Below are 16,452 nucleotides of genomic sequence, written 5' to 3' on the forward strand. Positions count from 1 at the left end.
CCCCGGGAAGAAGCACTCTTTCCGGGGCCTGCGTGCGGTCCAGGGGGCCGTGGAAGGCCCGCCGCGGGTTAGACGGCGGCGGGGGAGTCCGAGGCGCCACCGGAGCCGGGCCGGGCCGTCCCGGCTCCGGTCGCGGCCTGCTGCGAGCGCTGGACGGGGATCCCGGACAGCCGGTTCTCCATCCGCCGGCGCCGCTCGTCGGCCCGGGCGCACAGCTCCACCGCGGCCTCGTTGAAGCGGACCGTCGAGGGCGGGTCGGACGGCCCGAGCAGATGTTCCTTGAGCTCGGCGCGGGCCGCGGCCAGGACGTCCCGCTCCGGGTCGCGGACCGATTCCAGCAGCGCGGGCACCCCGGAGCCGTCGGGCGTGAGGATGGTGGCCGCCCGCACGGTCGGGAACTGCGCGCGGAAGTCGTCCTCGGCCATCCCGGAGGTGTTGGCGACGGCGTACGGCTTCTCGCTGGTCAGGTAGTCGGAGACCACGCTGGAGACGTCGCTGATCAGCAGGTCCGCCTCGTTGAAGCAGGCGAAGATGCCGGGGCGCACGGTGGTGATGACGCGGTGCTCCCACTCCGGGAAGGCACCCCAGTACGCCTCCTCCCAGGCGGCGACCGCGGCCGCGACGGCGGCCGCGTGGCCCTCCTCGGGGGTGCCCTGCAGCCGCATCCGCTCCAGTTCGTCGGCGCTCTTGCGGAAGTCGGCGGTGGTCAGCCGGTCCAACTCGGCGGTGCGACGGGCCAGTTCGGCGGCGGCCTCCGGGCCGGGCAGCGCGCCGCCGCGCCGGGCGTTGGCCGCCGCGATCATGGCCTGGATGCGGATGTCGGCGGCGCCCGCCCGCAGGTCCACCGAACCGGTCATCGGGTGCGGCTTGTAGAGCAGCCGGACCGAGGGGTCGGCGAGCAGCGCGCGGACGAGGTTCTCGCCGGCCAGGATCACCGAGGTGTTGCCCGGATTGCCGTCCCAGCCCTCCCAGGTGGGGGCGTAGAGCACGGTGGTGTACCGGCCGATCGGGGCGCCCTCGTAGGGCCGGATCGGCGTCAGTTGGGGGCGGCCGACCTCCACGACGTCCTTGTCCTCGATGCCGATGTCGGCGAGCTGGTAGCGGTCCCGGGCCGCCGGGCCGGCCACCCACACCTCGTCGTACGCCTTGGCGTAGGGGTTGCAGGAGGAGAGCTTGTCGCTCTCGCCGTGGTTGATGAAGGCGTGCTTGATGGAGGGGATCCGCAGGATCTGCGAGGTCTTGCCGGAGTTCGCCGGGTGCAGCAGTGCCTTGAGGGTGGAGTGCTCCAGCCGCATGAGGTGGGCGACCTTGGGGATGCAGACGATCGGGATGTCGGTGGCCTCGATCTTCTGCACCATGAACCGCTCGCGGAGGATGATGATCGGCTTGCCGTCCAGCCCGGCCAGGGTGTCGAGCCACATGTTGGCCTGGTAGGCGGAGGTGACGCCGCCGGAGAAGTACATGCCGACCGTCGGCCGGTAGGCGGCCAGCCAGTTGTCCAGCCAGGCCAGGGCGCGCTGCTCGCCGACGACCTGTTTTCCGGGCAGCAGCCAGCTGCTCAAGTAGAGGGTGCCGCCGGCCGAGAGCAGCAGGGCGACGCCGATGCCGATGCCGCCCCAGAAGACGTTGCCGGTGACCGCAGTGATCATCATTCCGGTCGTGGTGGGCACCGAGAAGCGCAGCAGCCGCCGGCCCGTCTGGCGGTAGAGGAGCCGCGGCGGGGCGTCGGCGAGTCCCAGCGCGCTCGCGTCGATGTTGCGGGTGACGAACGGCAGGCTCCGGGAGCGGCGGACCAGGACCGCGACCGCCTGGCACACGAAGTGGGTGCCGTAGAAGGCGAGCAGGGTGATGGTGAGAGGGGCCTGCTCCTCCAGGGGGTTGATGCCGTCGATGTGCAGCAGGCCGACCAACATCAGTATGTCCCGCAGCAGCTGACGCACCGTCACGTCGAAGCGGATCCGGCCGAGCAGGGCGAGCAGGGCCGGCTGCTGGTGCTGGAGGACCAGGTCAAGCCCCAGGTTGACCACTGACGCTGCGATGAACAGCGGAATGACGGGCAGCAGCGCGCCGATCAGCTGGGCGGTGAACGCGACCATCATCGCGAAGAGCGCCGCGAGCTGGACGGCTCGTCTGGGGGCGATTCCGGCGGAAGGCACGGGAGAGGGCTCCTGGCAGCAGAAAGGTCATGGGGGAGGCCGGGGACGGCGGCCGGGTCCCGCGCTGCAACGCCGCCAAGGCGACGAAACGGGACCGATGGACACCCGACCGTATGACCTCGTTGGCCTTGGTGCCAATCTGATGTGGCTCTCTTCACCGCGAAACGGACCAATCGAACGCAACCTTCGAGTGCCGACATCCGTCTTAGTTTTTTCAGGCCTGACTCGGAATTCACGGATCCCGGTGTCCGCGGGGGCGTCCGCCAGGCGATATGGCGAGGCGTCCGCAGGGGGTGCTGCCGTAGATTGCCGCTGTACGGATTCCGTACGGCTAAATGCATCGGCTGGCACAGCCGAACACGGACGAGCACGGGCGAACACAGGGGTATGCAGGTGGCAGGGCACAGGCAGGACGTGGAAGACGCCCGCCGGATCGTGGTGAAGGTCGGCTCGTCCTCGCTGACCACGGCCACCGGGGGACTGGACGCGGACCGGGTCGACGCCCTGGTGGACGTCCTGGCCAAGCACCAGGACAAGGAGATCGTGCTGGTCTCCTCCGGGGCCATCGCCGCCGGCCTCGCCCCCCTGGGGCTGGAGCGCCGACCCGGGGACCTCGCCCGCCAGCAGGCCGCCGCCAGCGTCGGCCAGGGCCTGCTGGTCGCCCGCTACACCGCCTCCTTCGCCCGCTACGGCCGCCGGGTCGGCCAGGTGCTGCTCACCTCCGACGACACCAGCCGCCGGGCCCACTACCGCAACGCCTGCCGCACCCTCGACCAGCTGCTGGCCATGGGCGCGGTGCCGATCGTCAACGAGAACGACACCGTCGCCACCGACGAGATCCGCTTCGGCGACAATGACCGGCTGGCCGCCCTCGTCGCCCACCTCGTCCGCGCCGACCTGCTGGTCCTCCTCTCCGACGTGGACGGCCTCTACGACGGTGATCCGGCCACCCCCGGCACCTCGCGGATAGAGGTGGTCAGCGGGCCCGAGGACCTGACGGGCATCTCCATCGGGAGCGCCGGGAAGTCCGGCGTCGGGACCGGCGGCATGGTCACCAAGGTGGAGGCGGCCCGGATCGCGGCCGCGGCCGGCATCCCGGTCGTGCTCACCTCCGCCGTGCACGCCGCCGACGCGCTGGCCGGCGCCACCACCGGCACCCACTTCCTGCGCACCGGCCGTCGCTCCGCCGACCGGCTGCTGTGGCTCGCGCACGCCTCCACGCCGCAGGGCGCCCTGGTGCTGGACGACGGCGCGGTGCGGGCCGTCGTCGAGCGGAACTCCTCGCTGCTGCCCGCCGGGATCTCCGCCGTCGAGGGCGAGTTCTCCGCCGGGGACCCGGTCGAGCTGCGGGACGCGGGCGGTCACGCGGTCGCCCGGGGGCTCGTCAACTTCGACGCCCGAGAAATCCCCCGATTGATTGGTCGTTCGACCCGGGATCTGGCCCGCGAGCTGGGACCGGCGTATGAGCGCGAGGTCGTGCACCGCGACGACCTGGTGCTGCTCCACCACTGACCCGGTTGCAGGGGACCGTCGGGAGGGTCACCACGGGAGCGGCCTTCATCAGCCTTTCACCGGGGACCTTCGGCAAAACGGCCCCGCGAGCGGCCGCGGGCTGGTCAACTTTGTTGCGGGGGCGCCGCGGGAGCGGCGCCCGCAGCGCGCGAGCGCTTCACGCCGAAGGACGACCGCACCATTCGGCTCCGCACCCCAGGGGGCGGAGCGATTCGCATCACAGGAGGCCGCCGGTGACACGAGGGCGCCCAGGGGCTCCGGCCCGAGGGACGGCGGAGCGCACACTGACCAGCGTCGGGAGCACCGGACGACCGGCGGACGACCGGCGGGCGGAGCGGGACCGGACGGCACCGCGGGCGCGGGAGGGCGAGCGCAGGGAGGTGTCCCGGCTGTGGCACGTCACCCTCAGCGTCTCCGGTGCCGAGGCCCCGCTGAAGGAGGTCCGCCGGGCGCTCGAACAGCTCGCTCACGACCACCCCTTCCTGCTGACCAGCCGCTACGCCAACGACCACGCCGAGATCCGCTACTGGGAGGAGGCCCGGGACCTGCACGACGCGGCGGCGGTCGCGCTCCGACTGTGGGGCGAGCACCGCTCGACGGCCAAACTGCCGCCCTGGGAGATCGTCGGCCTGGAGGTCATCGACCGGGAGACGTACCACCAGCGCGTCGCGGAGGGCTACGGGCCACCACCGGCCTCGCCGGTCGGGGTGCACCCCTACTAGGCCGTCCTCCCGGGCCGTGTCCGACGGGTCAGGGCGCGGTCCGCGGGAGCGTCCACAGGCCCGGCCGCCGGTGTGACCGGCGTCCCGCTCTGTGGAATCCGTCGTGGTCGCCGCCCGGCGCGGCGCTAGGCTGCGGCCATGACCAGCAGCGCATCCCAGTCCTCACCCGTCCTCGACACCGCCCGCCGTGCCAAGGAGGCGGCCGCCGTCCTGGCCCCGCTGCCGCGCACGGCCCGCGACGGGGCGCTGCTCGCCATCGCCGACGCCCTGGTGGCACAGACCGACGCGCTGGTGGCGGCCAACGCCCAGGACATCGAGAAGGCCCGGGCCGCCGGCACCGCCGAGTCCATCGTGGACCGGCTCACCCTCACCCCCGAGCGGATCGCGGCCATCGCCGACGACGTCCGCAAGGTCGTCGCGCTGCCCGACCCGGTCGGCGAGGTGGTGCGCGGCTCGACCCTGCCCAACGGCCTCGACCTGCGCCAGGTCCGGGTCCCGCTCGGCGTGATCGGGATCATCTACGAGGCCCGGCCCAACGTCACCGTGGACGCCGCCGCCCTCTGCCTCAAGTCCGGCAACGCCGTCCTGCTGCGCGGCTCGTCCTCCGCGTACGCCTCCAACAGCGCCCTGGTGGAGGTCCTGCGCGGCGCCGTGGAGAGCGCCGGGCTGCCGGCCGACGCCGTCCAGTTGGTCCCCGGCGAGAGCCGTGACTCGGTGCGCGAGCTGATGCGCGCCCGCGGCCTGGTCGACGTGCTGATCCCGCGCGGCGGCGCCGCCCTGATCCGCACGGTCGTCGAGGAGTCCACCGTCCCGGTGATCGAGACCGGCACCGGCAACTGCCACGTGTACGTCGACGAGGCCGCCGACCTCGACATGGCGATCGGCATCCTGGTCAACTCCAAGGCCCAGCGTCCCAGTGTGTGCAACGCCGCCGAGACGGTGCTGGTGCACGCCGGCATCGCCGAGAAGTTCCTGCCGCGCGCCCTGGAGGCGCTGACCCAGGCCGGCGTGGTGGTGCACGGCGACGCCGCCTGGCAGCAGGCCGGCCCCGGCCTGGTCGCCCCGGCGACCGACGAGGACTGGGCGACCGAGTACCTCTCGTACGACATCGCGGCCGCCGTGGTGCCCGACCTGGACGCGGCGGTGGCGCACATCCGGCGCTGGACCTCCGGCCACACCGAGGCCATCGTCACCGGCTCGCAGGCCGCCGCCCGCCGCTTCACCCAGTTGGTGGATTCCACGACGGTCGCGGTCAACGCCTCGACCCGCTTCACCGACGGCGGCCAGTTCGGTTTCGGCGCCGAGATCGGCATCTCCACGCAGAAGCTGCACGCCCGCGGCCCCATGGGCCTGCCGGAGCTGACGTCCACGAAGTACATCGTCACCGGCGACGGCCACACCCGCTGACGCCCCGCGCGGAGCGCCCCGTTCCGCCCGGTATCCGGCCGCTCTTCTCCCTGCCCAAACGGGCCGGCCGGGGCTACCCTGGACGGGTGCCGGACGACGCGGGGGGCACGCCGTTCCCGGACGGCGAAGAGCCCGACGAGCACCACCACGGGAGCCACGGACGAGCGGACGAGGAGTTCGCTTCCGTGGTCTTCGACGAGGAATTCGTACGGGCCGCGACGGTCCACGAGCCCTCGGCGGTCGAGCGGATGTTGGCCGCCGCCGAGGCGCGTGCGGAAGCCGAGGCGGCCGCCCGACCGGGGGGCGGCTTCGGCCCGGACGACGACTACGACCACGACCACGGGGAGCTCGACGACCGCCCCGGCGACCGCGACGCCTACGCCCCGGACGGCCCGTACGGCCCCTACGGCGGCTCCCTGCGCCCGTACCGTGGCGCCGTCCGCTGGCACCGCCCCATCGCCTGGTTGCTGGCCGTGGTGATGGGTGTCGGGCTGGTGGCGCTGGCCTTCAGCGCCGTCTACCGGGGCGCCTCCGGCCGCGGCCAGAGCCCCGCTCCGCCGGCCAGCTCCAGCGGCGTCGACGCGCCGTCCCCCGGCGCGCCGGTCAGGGGCGGCCAGGACGACCTCGGCACCCCCCGTCCCGGGGTGCCGAACCCCGGTGCGCCCACGGCCGGCCCCGCCGAACGACTGCGTCCGTCGTTCTCCGCGGGCCCCGGGACGCACTGAGCCGAAGTTGCCGCGCCCTCCGGCGTTTACGTGGGCCCGCTCAGACCTACCCTTGTTGTATGACCGGGCCTGGTGACCCTCCTGAAGGGATGCCTGACGGCGCCCCGGGAGGCGGTGACGACGAGTACCGATCCGTGGTCTTCGACGAGCGGTTCATCCGCGCGGCGCGGCTGCAGGAGTTCTCCGCCGACGAGCGGCTGGGCGAGCATCACGCCCCGGCGGTGAAGACCCGCCACGCGTGGTTGCGGCTGGGCGGATCCCGGCAGGCGGTCCTGCTGGTGCTGCTGATCGTGCTGGCCTTCGGCACCGCCGTCTACATGGGCATACGCCACCCGTACAAGGCCCCCGAGCCGGCCCGGTCCCAGCCGCTGCGGTCCTCCGTGGTGCCGCTGGCGCCGCCCGGAACGGTGCCGGGCGCGACCCCCGAGGACCTCTTCTCGCACAGCCCGGCGGCCGACTACCGGATCGGCGCGGCCGGCATCAACCTCCCCGCCGTCCAGCGCAGTGCGCACTTCTCCGACGGCCAGATCGTCACCGCGATGACCATCGCCAAGGACTACCTCGTGCGCTCGTCGGTGGATCCGGCCACCCTCACCGGCGGCGCCGTACGCCCCGTCAGGCTGCTGCTGGACACCGGCCAACTCGACCAGTTCGACCGGAGTCTGGCGCACCCCGACGACAACGGCCAATACGCGGCGACCGGTTGGCTGGTCCGCTTCGACCCGAAGCGGGTCGAACTCGCCGACCGCGACGTCCGCGTCGACGGCACGCTGAGCGCGACGGAACTGAGCGCGGACACCCTCGACATCACCGCCGACTACACCTTCGTCTACGCCGTCCGGCCGGCCCCCGGCGCCCCGCGGGACGACGCCGGGCAGCACACCGGCACACCGACGCCGGGCGCCGCCTCGCTCGTCACCGTCCGGCGCGAACTGCACTTCCGGATCGGCCGGGACGACCTCGCCGACCACCGCCTGACCGTCGCCCAGAGCAGCCTGCAGGCCGGCCCGCTGAACTGCTCCTCGGACCCGGCCGACGTGCTGCGCCCGCTGCTCGCCGGGCAGCACGCCGGCCCGGACCGACCCGCCGGCACCGACCCCTACGCCCGGAGCCGGACCAACGCCTCGCTCTGCGGCCAGCTTTCGGCTACTTCCCAGCCGACCCCGAGCCATCCGATCCGTTAGCGCCGTCGGATCCGCCGGCGCCGTTGGCGCGCGAGCCGAAGACCGTGTCGCGGAGCTTGCCGCCCAGGTCCCCGGCGCCGCCGGCGATGTCGCGCACCAGGCCCATCAGCGGGTCCTTGCTGGTGCGCACCGACTCGGCGTAGTGCGCCGCGGAGTCCCGGAACGAGTCGGAGACCGAGGCGTCCTTGTCCTCCTCGCGGCGCGGGTAGTGGCCGTCCATGATGCGCTGGTAGTCGCGGCTCTCGGCCCACTTCTTCAGCTCGGCGGCGCGGACCGTGGTGAACGGGTGACTGCGCGGCAGGACGTTGAGGATCTTGAGCACGGAGTCGCGCAGATCGCCGCCGGACTCGTACTCCTCGGCCTGCTTGAGGAACGCGTCGACGTTCATCTCGTGCAGGTGGTTGCCGCCGGCCAGCTTCATCAGGCCGCGCATCGACGCCTGGAGGTCCTGCCCGACGAGCAGGCCGGCCCGGTCGGCCGACAGCTCCGACTTGCGGAACCACTCGCGCAGCGCCGTCACGATCGCCATGACCGCGACATTGCCGAGCGGGATCCAGGCGACCTTGGTCGCCAGGTTGGTCAGGAACAGCAGGATGGTGCGGTACACCGCATGACCCGAGAGGGCATGGCCCACCTCGTGGCCGATGACGGCCCGCATCTCCTCCTCGTCGAGCAGCTCGACCAGACCGGTCGTCACCACGATGATCGGCTCGTCCAGGCCGATGCACATGGCGTTGGGCTGCGGGTCCTGATTGACGTACATCGGCGGGACCTTCTCCAGGTCCAGGATGTAGCAGGCGTCGCGGAGCATCGCGTGGAGATGCGCGAACTGCTGGTCGCTGACGCGGACCGAGTCCGACAGGAAGAGCAGCCGCAGGCTGCGCTCCGGCAGCAGACCGCTGAGCGTCTTGAAGACGGTGTCGAACCCGCTCAGTTTGCGCAGCGCGACCAGCGCCGAGCGATCCGCCGGGTGCTCGTAGGACCGCGACGAGATACCGGGGAACCGCTTGCGGTTCCGGCCCGGTACCTGTGCGCCGCCGTCTGGGCTCTCCGTCATTGGGGCCTCCCCCTGTTCGACTGCGTGTGATTCAGCCTAGAGGACGCCACTGACAGGCGAATGGATGCCCGGGCGTACGCTGGCGAGCGGACCAATGCCCGTCAGGCCCGTACAAAAGGGAGCCACCGCCATGCCGCACGCCAGCCTGCTGCTCGCCGTCGCCGAGACCTCCAAGGACAGCGGCCCCGGCTGGATTCTGCGCACCGTGATCATCGTCGGCGTGCTCGGCGCCGCGCTGCTCGCGTGGATCCTGCTGCGCGGCTACAGCAACGAGGACTGATCCCGGCCCGGGAGGGGCCGGGGCGCCGGCCGGGCCCCTTCGGGCGGAGTCGGCGTGAGCCCGCGGTGACGTGGCGCTTACGATGTGGCGGAAGATTCTGTCCGAACCCCGCCCGGATTGGTCCTGCCAACGATGAGTCTGCACTCTGCCGCACAGTCCCTGGTCTCCCTCGCCGAAGCCGGGCAGAAGGGCGGCCAGCACGAAAGCCTGAGCCCGTACCTCACCGGCGGCAGCGCCCTTTTCATCCTGCTTCTCCTGCTCTGGATCACCACGCGCTTCAACCGCGACCGCTGAGCCCGCGGACCCGGCCCCCGGCACCGCGTCCCGCCAAGTAGGGTCTGCACGCATGGGAGAGCACACAGGGCCCGTGAAGCGGCGGCTGGGCGTGATGGGCGGCACATTCGACCCGATCCATCACGGACACCTGGTCGCCGCCAGCGAGGTGGCCAGCCAGTTCCACCTCGACGAGGTCGTTTTTGTGCCCACGGGGCACCCGTGGCAGAAGAGCCACAAGATGGTGTCACCGGCCGAGGACCGCTATCTGATGACGGTCATCGCGACCGCGTCGAACCCGCAGTTCTCCGTCAGTCGGATCGACATCGACCGCGGCGGCAAGACGTACACCATAGACACGCTGCGTGATCTGCGCGCACAACACTGTGACGCGGATCTGTTCTTCATCACCGGCGCCGACGCCCTCAGCCAGATCCTGACCTGGCACGACGCGGCGGAACTGGTCTCATTGGCCCACTTCATCGGGGTGACCCGGCCCGGCCACGTCCTCGCGGACCCCGGGTTGCCCGAAGGAGCGGTGTCCCTGGTCGAGGTGCCCGCGCTGGCCATCTCCTCGACCGACTGCCGGGCGCGCGTCGCCCAGGGGGATCCGGTCTGGTACCTCGTACCGGACGGTGTGGTGCGCTACATCGACAAAAAGCAGCTGTACCGCGACGACCGCTGACGGGGCAGATGGAAAGGGGCACCGGTGAGCGACCGACACGATCCGTACAGGCCGCAGGACCCATATGCCCAGGACCCGTATGCCCAGCAGCACGGGCAGCCGGGGCAGGGCTACACCTACGACGCGTACGGCCGACCGGTGCACCAGGAGGCGCCGCAGCAGTACGAAGCGCAGCAACCGTACGGGCAGCAGCAGTACGACGCCTACGGGCAGCCGGGCACGCAGTCCCCCTACGACCCCTATGACGCATACGGGGCGCAGGGCGGCCAGGCACCGCCGGCCCCGCAGGCGTACCAGGGGCAGTCGGAGTACTACGACGCCTACGGCCGCCAGCAGGTCCAGCAGCAGACCGGCTACCCGCAGCAGTACGACCCGTATGCCCAGCCCCAGCAGCAGCCCCACCAGGCGGACTGGATCCCGCAGCAGGCCCAGCAGCCGCCGTACGAACAGGACCCCTACGGACAGCAGCAGCCGCACTCCGGGCAGCTGCCGTACGAGCAGACGCCCCGGGGGCGGGCCGATGCGGCGCCGTCGGCCGCCCCCGAGGAGCCGCCCGCGCCCGCCGGTGGCAAGAGCGCGGCGGGCCCCAAGGGCGGGCCGGCCGAGAACTACCACACCGAGCAGTTCGCGTTCATCGAGGAGCCCGACGAGGAATCCGAAGACGTCATCGACTGGCTGAAGTTCACCGAGAGCCGCACCGAGCGGCGCGAGGAGGCCAAGCGGCGCGGCCGCAGCCGGCTGATCGCACTGTCGGTCGTGCTGGCCCTCCTGGTGGCCGGCGGCGTCGGCTACCTGTGGTGGGCGGGGAAGCTGCCGGGCCTGTCCGGCGGGGCCGGCGGCGCCGCGGCCGAGGCCGGCGGGCAGAAGCGCGACGTCCTGGTGGTGAACCTGCGGGACACCAAGACCGGCAACAGCTCCACCGCCCTCCTGGTGGACAACGAGACCACCCACAAGGGCACCACCCTCCTCCTGCCCAACAGCCTCATCGTCACCAAGGACGACGGCACCACCACGACGCTCGGCAAGTCCGTCAAGGACGACGGTACCGACGCGACCCGGGAGGCCCTCAACACCCTCCTGGGCGCCGACCTGAAGGCCAGCTGGCGGCTGGACACGCCCTATCTGGAGAACCTCGTCGAGACGGTCGGCGGGATCACCGTCGACACCGACACCTCCGTCCCCGGTGGCAAGAAGGACGACGCCCCGGCGGTCAAACAGGGCGCCGGCCAGCTCCTCAACGGGCAGGCGGCCGTCGCCTACGCCACCTATCAGGGCCCGGGGGACACCCAGACCAAGCAGCTGGAGCGGTTCGGGCAGGTCATGCAGGCCACCCTGAAGAAGGTCTCCAGCGACGCGGACGGCGCCACCGCCACCGTGAAGGCGCTGCTCCAGATCCTCGACCCGCCGCTCACCGAGGCCCAGCTCGGCACCTCGCTGGCACAGCGGGCCGAGCTGGCGAAGACCGACAAGTACAACACCCAGGTGCTGCCGGTGCAGGCCGACGGGACGATCGGCCAGAGCACCGCGGCAGGCGTCGTGAAGGACATCCTGGGCGGCACGGTCAAGAAGACCGACCCGGGCGCGACCCCCAGGGTCGCGGTCCGCAACGGCACCGGCGACAAGGCCGCCACCGGCAAGGCCCAGGTCGCGCTGCTCAACGGCGGCTACACCTTCGTCGACGGCGGCAGCGGTGGCACCGCGACCGCCTCCCAGGTGACGTACGCGGACGCCCCGCAGCGGGCCAAGGCCGCCGAGGTCGCCAAGACGCTGGGTCTGCCGGCGAGCGCCGTCCAGCAGGGGAAGGTCGCCGCCAACGCCGACATCGCGGTGGTCCTGGGTCAGGACTACAAGGGCTGACCGGGCCGCGGACCGTGGGTCTGACCAGGCAGGATGCCGGTACCTCCCGGTGGGGTGGAAATCCCCGCCGGGAGTGTCGGTGGTCCGTGAGACCCTTGAGGGGTACCTGACCGCCGATCCGGCCGCCCAGGACTGCCGGTGCGCCACTGCTGTGCCGCGCGTCCTGCGTCCCGGCCGGAGCGGCCCCCCCCGACCCGGAAAGCCGCTTGTGACCGCCACGGACCGCTCCATCGAGCTCATCAACGCCGCCGCCCTGGCGGCGGCCGACAAGCTCGCGCACGACATCATCGCGTACGACGTCAGCGACGTCCTCTCGATCACCGACGCCTTCCTGCTGGCCTCCGCGCCCAGCGACCGCCAGGTCAAGGCGATCGTCGACGAGATCGAGGAACGCCTCAACAAGGACCTCGGCGCCAAGCCGGTCCGGCGCGAGGGCGACCGCGAGGCCCGCTGGGTGCTCCTCGACTACGTCGACATCGTCGTCCACGTCCAGCACAGCGAGGAGCGGGTGTTCTACGCCCTGGAGCGCCTGTGGAAGGACTGCCCGGAGATCGACCTCCCCGAGGAGGCCAAGGCCACCCGCGGCAAGGCAGCGGAGCACGCCCGGACCACCGGAGGCGACGCGGACGGAGACCTGCGCTGAACGGCAGCAAAGGTGGTCGGGGCCGCCGTGTCGTCCTGTGGCGGCACGGCCAGACGGCCTGGAATCTTGAGCGCCGCTTCCAGGGCTCGACCGACATCGAGCTGACCGAGACCGGTCTCGCCCAGGCCCGCCGGGCCGCCCGTCTACTGGCCGCGCTGCGGCCGGACGCCATCATCGCGTCCGACCTGCGCCGGGCCATGGCGACGGCGGCCGAGCTGGCCGCTCTGACGCGACTGGACGTCTCCCACGACGCCGCACTGCGGGAGACCTATGCGGGCGCCTGGCAGGGCCTGACGCACGACGAGATCCTCGCCCGGTACGGCGAGGAGTACACCGCGTGGAAGCGCGGTGAGCCGGTGCGCCGCGGTGGCGGCGAACTGGAGACCGAGGTCGCCGACCGGGCCGCCCCGGTCGTCCTGCACCACGCCGACAAGCTGCCCGACGACGGCACACTGGTCGTCGTCAGCCACGGCGGCACCATCCGCACCACCATCGGGCGGCTGCTCGGCCTGGAGGCCCACCACTGGGAGGGCCTGGGCGGTCTGTCGAACTGCTGCTGGTCCGTGCTGGGCGAGGGCGCACGCGGCTGGCGACTGCTGGAGCACAACGCCGGCACCCTGCCGGAGCCGGTGCTCGGCGACGACGACTGAGCCCCCGGAGCGGGGGCGCCCGGACCGGATTTCACATCTGGGCAGGTCGCAGGCTAAAGTTCATCTTGTTCGCGGCGCCGCCGGGGGAAACCCCGGAGGAACGGAACAAGACCCGGGGCTATAGCTCAGTTGGTAGAGCGCCTGCATGGCATGCAGGAGGTCAGGAGTTCAATTCTCCTTAGCTCCACAACCCGGAAGATCCCCACCTCCTCAAGAGGTGGGGATCTTTGCGTTGCGGCCGGATGCGATGCCGCGGCCCGGTCGCACCGGCGCGCGGCCTGACGTCACGCCGGAAGTCCCCCACCGTCTACGGGGCTGTGGGGTACGTCACCCTACGGGGGTGCACGGCTCTTCGCGCCTGGTCCCGCCGCCCTCCCGCCTCCGCCGCCCCCGCCTTCGCCCACGCTGCCGTCCCGGCTCCGCGCGGTCCTCGGAGGCGGGCCGTGGACGGGCGGGCAGTCGAGGAGCCGCCGGCCGCTCGCGGGCGCGCATACTCCGCGCCGGCCCGCACCGGCCGGGAGATCGGGGGGCTCCGCGGCGGGCCCGTCGACGTGCGGTGCCGCCCGTGGGCGCCGCGGAGTTGGGCTGCCGGCATCGGGAACTCCCCGTCATGGCCACGGGGCGGGCCGCGACATGGGGCCTCGCGAACAGCCACCACAAGGGCGTCGTGGACGGGGTCGGGCTGCGGGCGGGCGCGGGTGGGGAGGGCGCCGCGGGGGAGGCGTGGGGGAGGCGTGGGCGTGCCCGGACTGGTGCTGTCGGTCGGGAGGTTGGGGCCGTGGGTGGTCCCGTCGGCAAGCTCGCCTTTCGGGATGTTCTTCCCCGATCGTCGGGCGGCGGAGGACGCGGGCGGGGTGTCAAGAGTGCCGCGGGGGAGTGTTCTCGCGCCGGCCGGCGCGGCGGCGCCCGGTGGGGTGGCCGGGCTGCTCCGTGGGCGGACCTGACCTGGTGGTCGGTCCGTGGCAGAATCGGACGGCGCCGCCAGGGGAGGAGAGATCGCGATGCCCACGTGCATCCATGGGGAGGTCGACGACCTGCTCGGCCCGCCCGCCGCGTGCGCAACCGGGGGCGTGGCTTTCCAGTGCCCTTCGTGCGGTTCCTCCCATGTCGCACAGGTGCTGGGCGACAACGGCGGTGTTTCCTTCGTCTGTACGGCCTGCGGCCACAGTTGGAGCTGATGGATGGGCGCCCACAGCAGGAAGTGCGACTGGTGCGGCAGCGGCACGCCGATCGTCCGCGACATGGAACCGGTCAACGCCGACTACCAGTACTGGTGCGAGGAATGCGCGCGCGCCCTGGTCATAAAGGGCGACCCCATCGAGACCTACCGCGAGCTCGAGGGGGAGCCGATCTACGGCCGGCTGCTCGACGAGCACTGCACGCTGAAACGGTTCTATTCCTTCGCCACGGCCTGAGTTGGGGGTCCCCGGGTGAGACCGGGGCGGTCCCGAATCTCGCCAAGCGGTCATCTTTCGAGCCGTGTTGGGCGATTGCGAGCACTTTCGATCGTTTCCGGTAACCCGGAACTCCCGCGGAACGGCGGGGCGTTCACGCCTCGGAACCGCTGCCGGAACGGCCGACGGCGGGACCGCGACAGCACGCCGGAGGCGGCGGCGCGACGGGGGCGGACATGACGGCGGTCGGCGGCGCACGAGCGACGACGGTGACGATCACGGGGACGACGACGAGGACGACCACGGGCGGCGCGGCCCGGAGGGATCGGGCGGGGACCCTGACCCATCGGGCAGACCCTAGGTCGTGGACGCGGAGTCCGGCGCGGGCGCGGATATCGCGGTGGCCCCGGCCGGTCGACGGAGCCGGGCCGCGGTCAGTGCCAGCAGCGTGAGCCCGGCCAGCGGATAGACCGCGGAGAGCAGCATCTGCCCGGCGTTCTGGTGCAGTTCCTCGTGCTGGTGCCAGCGGTGTGGCACCCACCACAGTGCGAACGAGCAGAACAGCAGCCCCACCACCCCGGTCACCGCCCACCAGCGGCGGGCCGCGGCCCCGGGGCGCCGCAGCGCCTCGGAGCCCAGCAGGATCAGCATCGGGACGCTCCACACCCAGTGGTGCGACCAGGAGATCGGGCTGATCAGCAGGGCGGTGGCCGCGCAGGTCAGGGTCGCCCAGGCGCGCTCGCCGCGCAGCAGTGCCGCGGCGGCCAGCGCCAGCCCGGCGGCGGTCGCCACGGTGGCCAGGACGAGCCAGGCGGTGCCGGGGTCGTGGGTGTGCAGCAGGCGGGCCAGGACGCCGCGGAGCGACTGGTTCGCGGTGATCTCCACCTCGCCGACCCGGTCGGCGGCGAACACGATCTCGGTCCAGAAGCGATGCGAGTCGCGCGGTAGCACGATCGCGGAGAGGAGGGCGGTGGCGCCGAATGTGCCGGTGGCGACGGCGGCCTGCCGGAGCCAGGGGTTCCAGGCGGCGCGCCAGCCGGCGCCGGAGCGCAGCCGTCGGATGGCGTGGACCGCGCCCGCCAGCGCGAGGAAGACGGCGAACAGCGCCGGGGTCAGCTTGATGCCGGCCGCGATGCCGATGCCGATACCAGCCCAGCGGTTGGTGTCCCGACGGGTCAGGTCCCACAGCACCAGCACGGCGAGCAGCAGGTTGATCTGGCCGTAGCGCAGCGTCGTCCAGACCGGCTCGCACCACACCAGCAGGGCGGAGAGCGCCAGTGTCGCGGCGAGCGGGGGCATCCGCCGGGGCCGGCCGACCAGGCGGAGGGACAGGTGGACGACGGCGACGAGCAGGACGAGGTTCCCGGCCGTGGCCAGGGTGCGCATCACCGGGACGCCGAAGAAGGTGAGCGGGACGAACAGCAGCGCGGCGAAGGGGGGATAGGTGTTGGGCAGCCGTGCGGAGGTGGCCACCATGTCGTAGAGGTCCTTGCCGGCGCGGGCGGTCTCGCCCTCGGCGCGGTAGACCATCAGGTCCACCATCGAGACGTGCGCCAGCCGCTGTGCGATCCAGAAGGCGGTGAAGGACACCAGGCAGGCCAGCGCCGCCGCGCACACCGGGTGGCGGCGGATCACGCCCGCGCCGGGGCGTGGGCCGCGAGGCTCGGTGGGCCGGTGTGGATCCAGCGCGGTCACGGCGTACGGCTCCCCAGGGACGAATCGGGCACGGCCTGCCGACAGTACCTCGGGCCCCGCCGGAGGGCCCGAGGGGGCGCCGCGGCCCGAAGGGCCTCGTCCAGGGGTGGTGGTCGGGCGACGGGAGGGCGATTTGGCAGAAGGCCGGGGGGTCCGTGTAATGTAGGCGATGCCGCAGCGGGGAGCCGGAAGGAAACCGCAGCGGAGACAAG

Annotated in this window: 15 protein-coding genes and 1 tRNA gene; 13 read left to right on the forward strand and 3 right to left on the reverse strand. The window is 72.3% G+C overall.

Features of this window, described 5'->3' with window-relative positions:
• Window positions 1–68: 68 nt before the first annotated feature.
• Complete coding sequence (locus tag SNOUR_RS26205) at window positions 69–2,156, reverse strand: hypothetical protein (protein ID WP_067351643.1); 2,088 nt, start codon at window positions 2,154–2,156, stop codon at window positions 69–71.
• 387 nt (window positions 2,157–2,543) lie between these two features.
• On the opposite strand from SNOUR_RS26205, the gene proB reads away from it, so the two are divergent.
• From proB to SNOUR_RS26230, 5 genes are all read left to right on the forward strand, one after another.
• Window positions 2,544–3,668: a glutamate 5-kinase gene (proB, locus tag SNOUR_RS26210; RefSeq protein ID WP_258017839.1), complete on the forward strand. Its 1,125-nt coding sequence runs from the start codon at window positions 2,544–2,546 to the stop codon at window positions 3,666–3,668.
• Window positions 3,669–3,901: 233 nt separating this feature from the next.
• Window positions 3,902–4,390: a DUF8830 family protein gene (locus SNOUR_RS26215; protein WP_067351646.1), complete on the forward strand. Its 489-nt coding sequence runs from the start codon at window positions 3,902–3,904 to the stop codon at window positions 4,388–4,390.
• Window positions 4,391–4,528: 138 nt separating this feature from the next.
• Window positions 4,529–5,797 carry a glutamate-5-semialdehyde dehydrogenase gene (locus SNOUR_RS26220; RefSeq protein ID WP_067351649.1) on the forward strand — a complete coding sequence of 423 codons (1,269 nt, stop codon included), beginning with the start codon at window positions 4,529–4,531 and terminating at the stop codon, window positions 5,795–5,797.
• A gap of 86 nt (window positions 5,798–5,883) precedes the next feature.
• The gene (locus SNOUR_RS26225; RefSeq protein ID WP_067351652.1) at window positions 5,884–6,522 is read left to right on the forward strand and encodes an SCO2584 family spore wall biosynthesis protein; all 639 of its coding nucleotides are present in this window, start codon (window positions 5,884–5,886) and stop codon (window positions 6,520–6,522) included.
• Window positions 6,523–6,581: 59 nt separating this feature from the next.
• Window positions 6,582–7,706 (forward strand): SCO2583 family membrane protein, encoded by a 1,125-nt coding sequence (locus SNOUR_RS26230; RefSeq protein WP_067351655.1) that lies wholly within the window; start codon window positions 6,582–6,584, stop codon window positions 7,704–7,706.
• Here the strand turns inward: SNOUR_RS26230 and SNOUR_RS26235 are convergent.
• Window positions 7,669–8,763 (reverse strand): M48 family metallopeptidase, encoded by a 1,095-nt coding sequence (locus tag SNOUR_RS26235; RefSeq protein ID WP_067351657.1) that lies wholly within the window; start codon window positions 8,761–8,763, stop codon window positions 7,669–7,671. The genes SNOUR_RS26230 and SNOUR_RS26235 overlap by 38 nt on opposite strands.
• Window positions 8,764–8,893: 130 nt before the next feature.
• On the opposite strand from SNOUR_RS26235, the gene SNOUR_RS47235 reads away from it, so the two are divergent.
• The 8 genes from SNOUR_RS47235 to SNOUR_RS26265 all read left to right on the forward strand — a co-directional run bounded on the left by SNOUR_RS47235 (window position 8,894) and on the right by SNOUR_RS26265 (window position 14,566).
• Window positions 8,894–9,043: a hypothetical protein gene (locus SNOUR_RS47235; protein WP_167739070.1), complete on the forward strand. Its 150-nt coding sequence runs from the start codon at window positions 8,894–8,896 to the stop codon at window positions 9,041–9,043.
• Window positions 9,044–9,175: 132 nt separating this feature from the next.
• Window positions 9,176–9,337 carry a hypothetical protein gene (locus tag SNOUR_RS47240; RefSeq protein ID WP_039636459.1) on the forward strand — a complete coding sequence of 54 codons (162 nt, stop codon included), beginning with the start codon at window positions 9,176–9,178 and terminating at the stop codon, window positions 9,335–9,337.
• A 52-nt stretch (window positions 9,338–9,389) separates the two neighbouring features.
• The gene (nadD, locus tag SNOUR_RS26240) at window positions 9,390–10,001 is read left to right on the forward strand and encodes a nicotinate-nucleotide adenylyltransferase (RefSeq protein WP_067351660.1); all 612 of its coding nucleotides are present in this window, start codon (window positions 9,390–9,392) and stop codon (window positions 9,999–10,001) included.
• A gap of 24 nt (window positions 10,002–10,025) precedes the next feature.
• Window positions 10,026–11,858 (forward strand): LCP family protein, encoded by a 1,833-nt coding sequence (locus SNOUR_RS26245; RefSeq protein WP_067351663.1) that lies wholly within the window; start codon window positions 10,026–10,028, stop codon window positions 11,856–11,858.
• 208 nt (window positions 11,859–12,066) lie between these two features.
• Window positions 12,067–12,501 (forward strand): ribosome silencing factor, encoded by a 435-nt coding sequence (rsfS, locus tag SNOUR_RS26250; protein ID WP_039636466.1) that lies wholly within the window; start codon window positions 12,067–12,069, stop codon window positions 12,499–12,501.
• Window positions 12,498–13,151, forward strand: a complete 654-nt coding sequence (locus SNOUR_RS26255) for a histidine phosphatase family protein (RefSeq protein ID WP_067358792.1) — start codon at window positions 12,498–12,500, stop codon at window positions 13,149–13,151. The genes rsfS and SNOUR_RS26255 overlap by 4 nt, the downstream gene beginning before the upstream one ends.
• 114 nt (window positions 13,152–13,265) lie before the next feature.
• Window positions 13,266–13,338: transfer RNA gene (locus tag SNOUR_RS26260), tRNA-Ala, on the forward strand.
• Between the two features lie 994 nt (window positions 13,339–14,332).
• Entirely contained in the window at window positions 14,333–14,566 is a 234-nt protein-coding gene (locus SNOUR_RS26265; protein WP_018538025.1) for a hypothetical protein, read from the forward strand.
• Window positions 14,567–14,902: 336 nt separating this feature from the next.
• Here the strand turns inward: SNOUR_RS26265 and SNOUR_RS26270 are convergent, their stop codons facing one another.
• On the reverse strand, window positions 14,903–16,240 hold the full coding sequence (locus SNOUR_RS26270) for a glycosyltransferase 87 family protein (RefSeq protein ID WP_067351665.1): 1,338 nt from the start codon (window positions 16,238–16,240) through the stop codon (window positions 14,903–14,905).
• Window positions 16,241–16,452: the final 212 nt, after the last annotated feature.

This window comes from Streptomyces noursei ATCC 11455 (assembly GCF_001704275.1).
Classification (GTDB): Bacteria; Actinomycetota; Actinomycetes; order Streptomycetales; family Streptomycetaceae; genus Streptomyces; species Streptomyces noursei.

What these genes read in the sequence shown, in the direction of transcription:
- proB (WP_258017839.1), top strand. Translation starts at nt 2,544, where the DNA reads ATGCAGGTGGCAGGGCACAGGCAGGACGTGGAAGACGCCCGCCGGATC.
- SNOUR_RS26220 (WP_067351649.1), top strand. Translation starts at nt 4,529, where the DNA reads ATGACCAGCAGCGCATCCCAGTCCTCACCCGTCCTCGACACCGCCCGC.
- SNOUR_RS26230 (WP_067351655.1), top strand. Translation starts at nt 6,582, where the DNA reads ATGACCGGGCCTGGTGACCCTCCTGAAGGGATGCCTGACGGCGCCCCG.
- SNOUR_RS26235 (WP_067351657.1), bottom strand. Translation starts at nt 8,763, where the DNA reads ATGACGGAGAGCCCAGACGGCGGCGCACAGGTACCGGGCCGGAACCGC.
- SNOUR_RS47235 (WP_167739070.1), top strand. Translation starts at nt 8,894, where the DNA reads ATGCCGCACGCCAGCCTGCTGCTCGCCGTCGCCGAGACCTCCAAGGAC.
- SNOUR_RS47240 (WP_039636459.1), top strand. Translation starts at nt 9,176, where the DNA reads ATGAGTCTGCACTCTGCCGCACAGTCCCTGGTCTCCCTCGCCGAAGCC.
- nadD (WP_067351660.1), top strand. Translation starts at nt 9,390, where the DNA reads ATGGGAGAGCACACAGGGCCCGTGAAGCGGCGGCTGGGCGTGATGGGC.
- SNOUR_RS26265 (WP_018538025.1), top strand. Translation starts at nt 14,333, where the DNA reads ATGGGCGCCCACAGCAGGAAGTGCGACTGGTGCGGCAGCGGCACGCCG.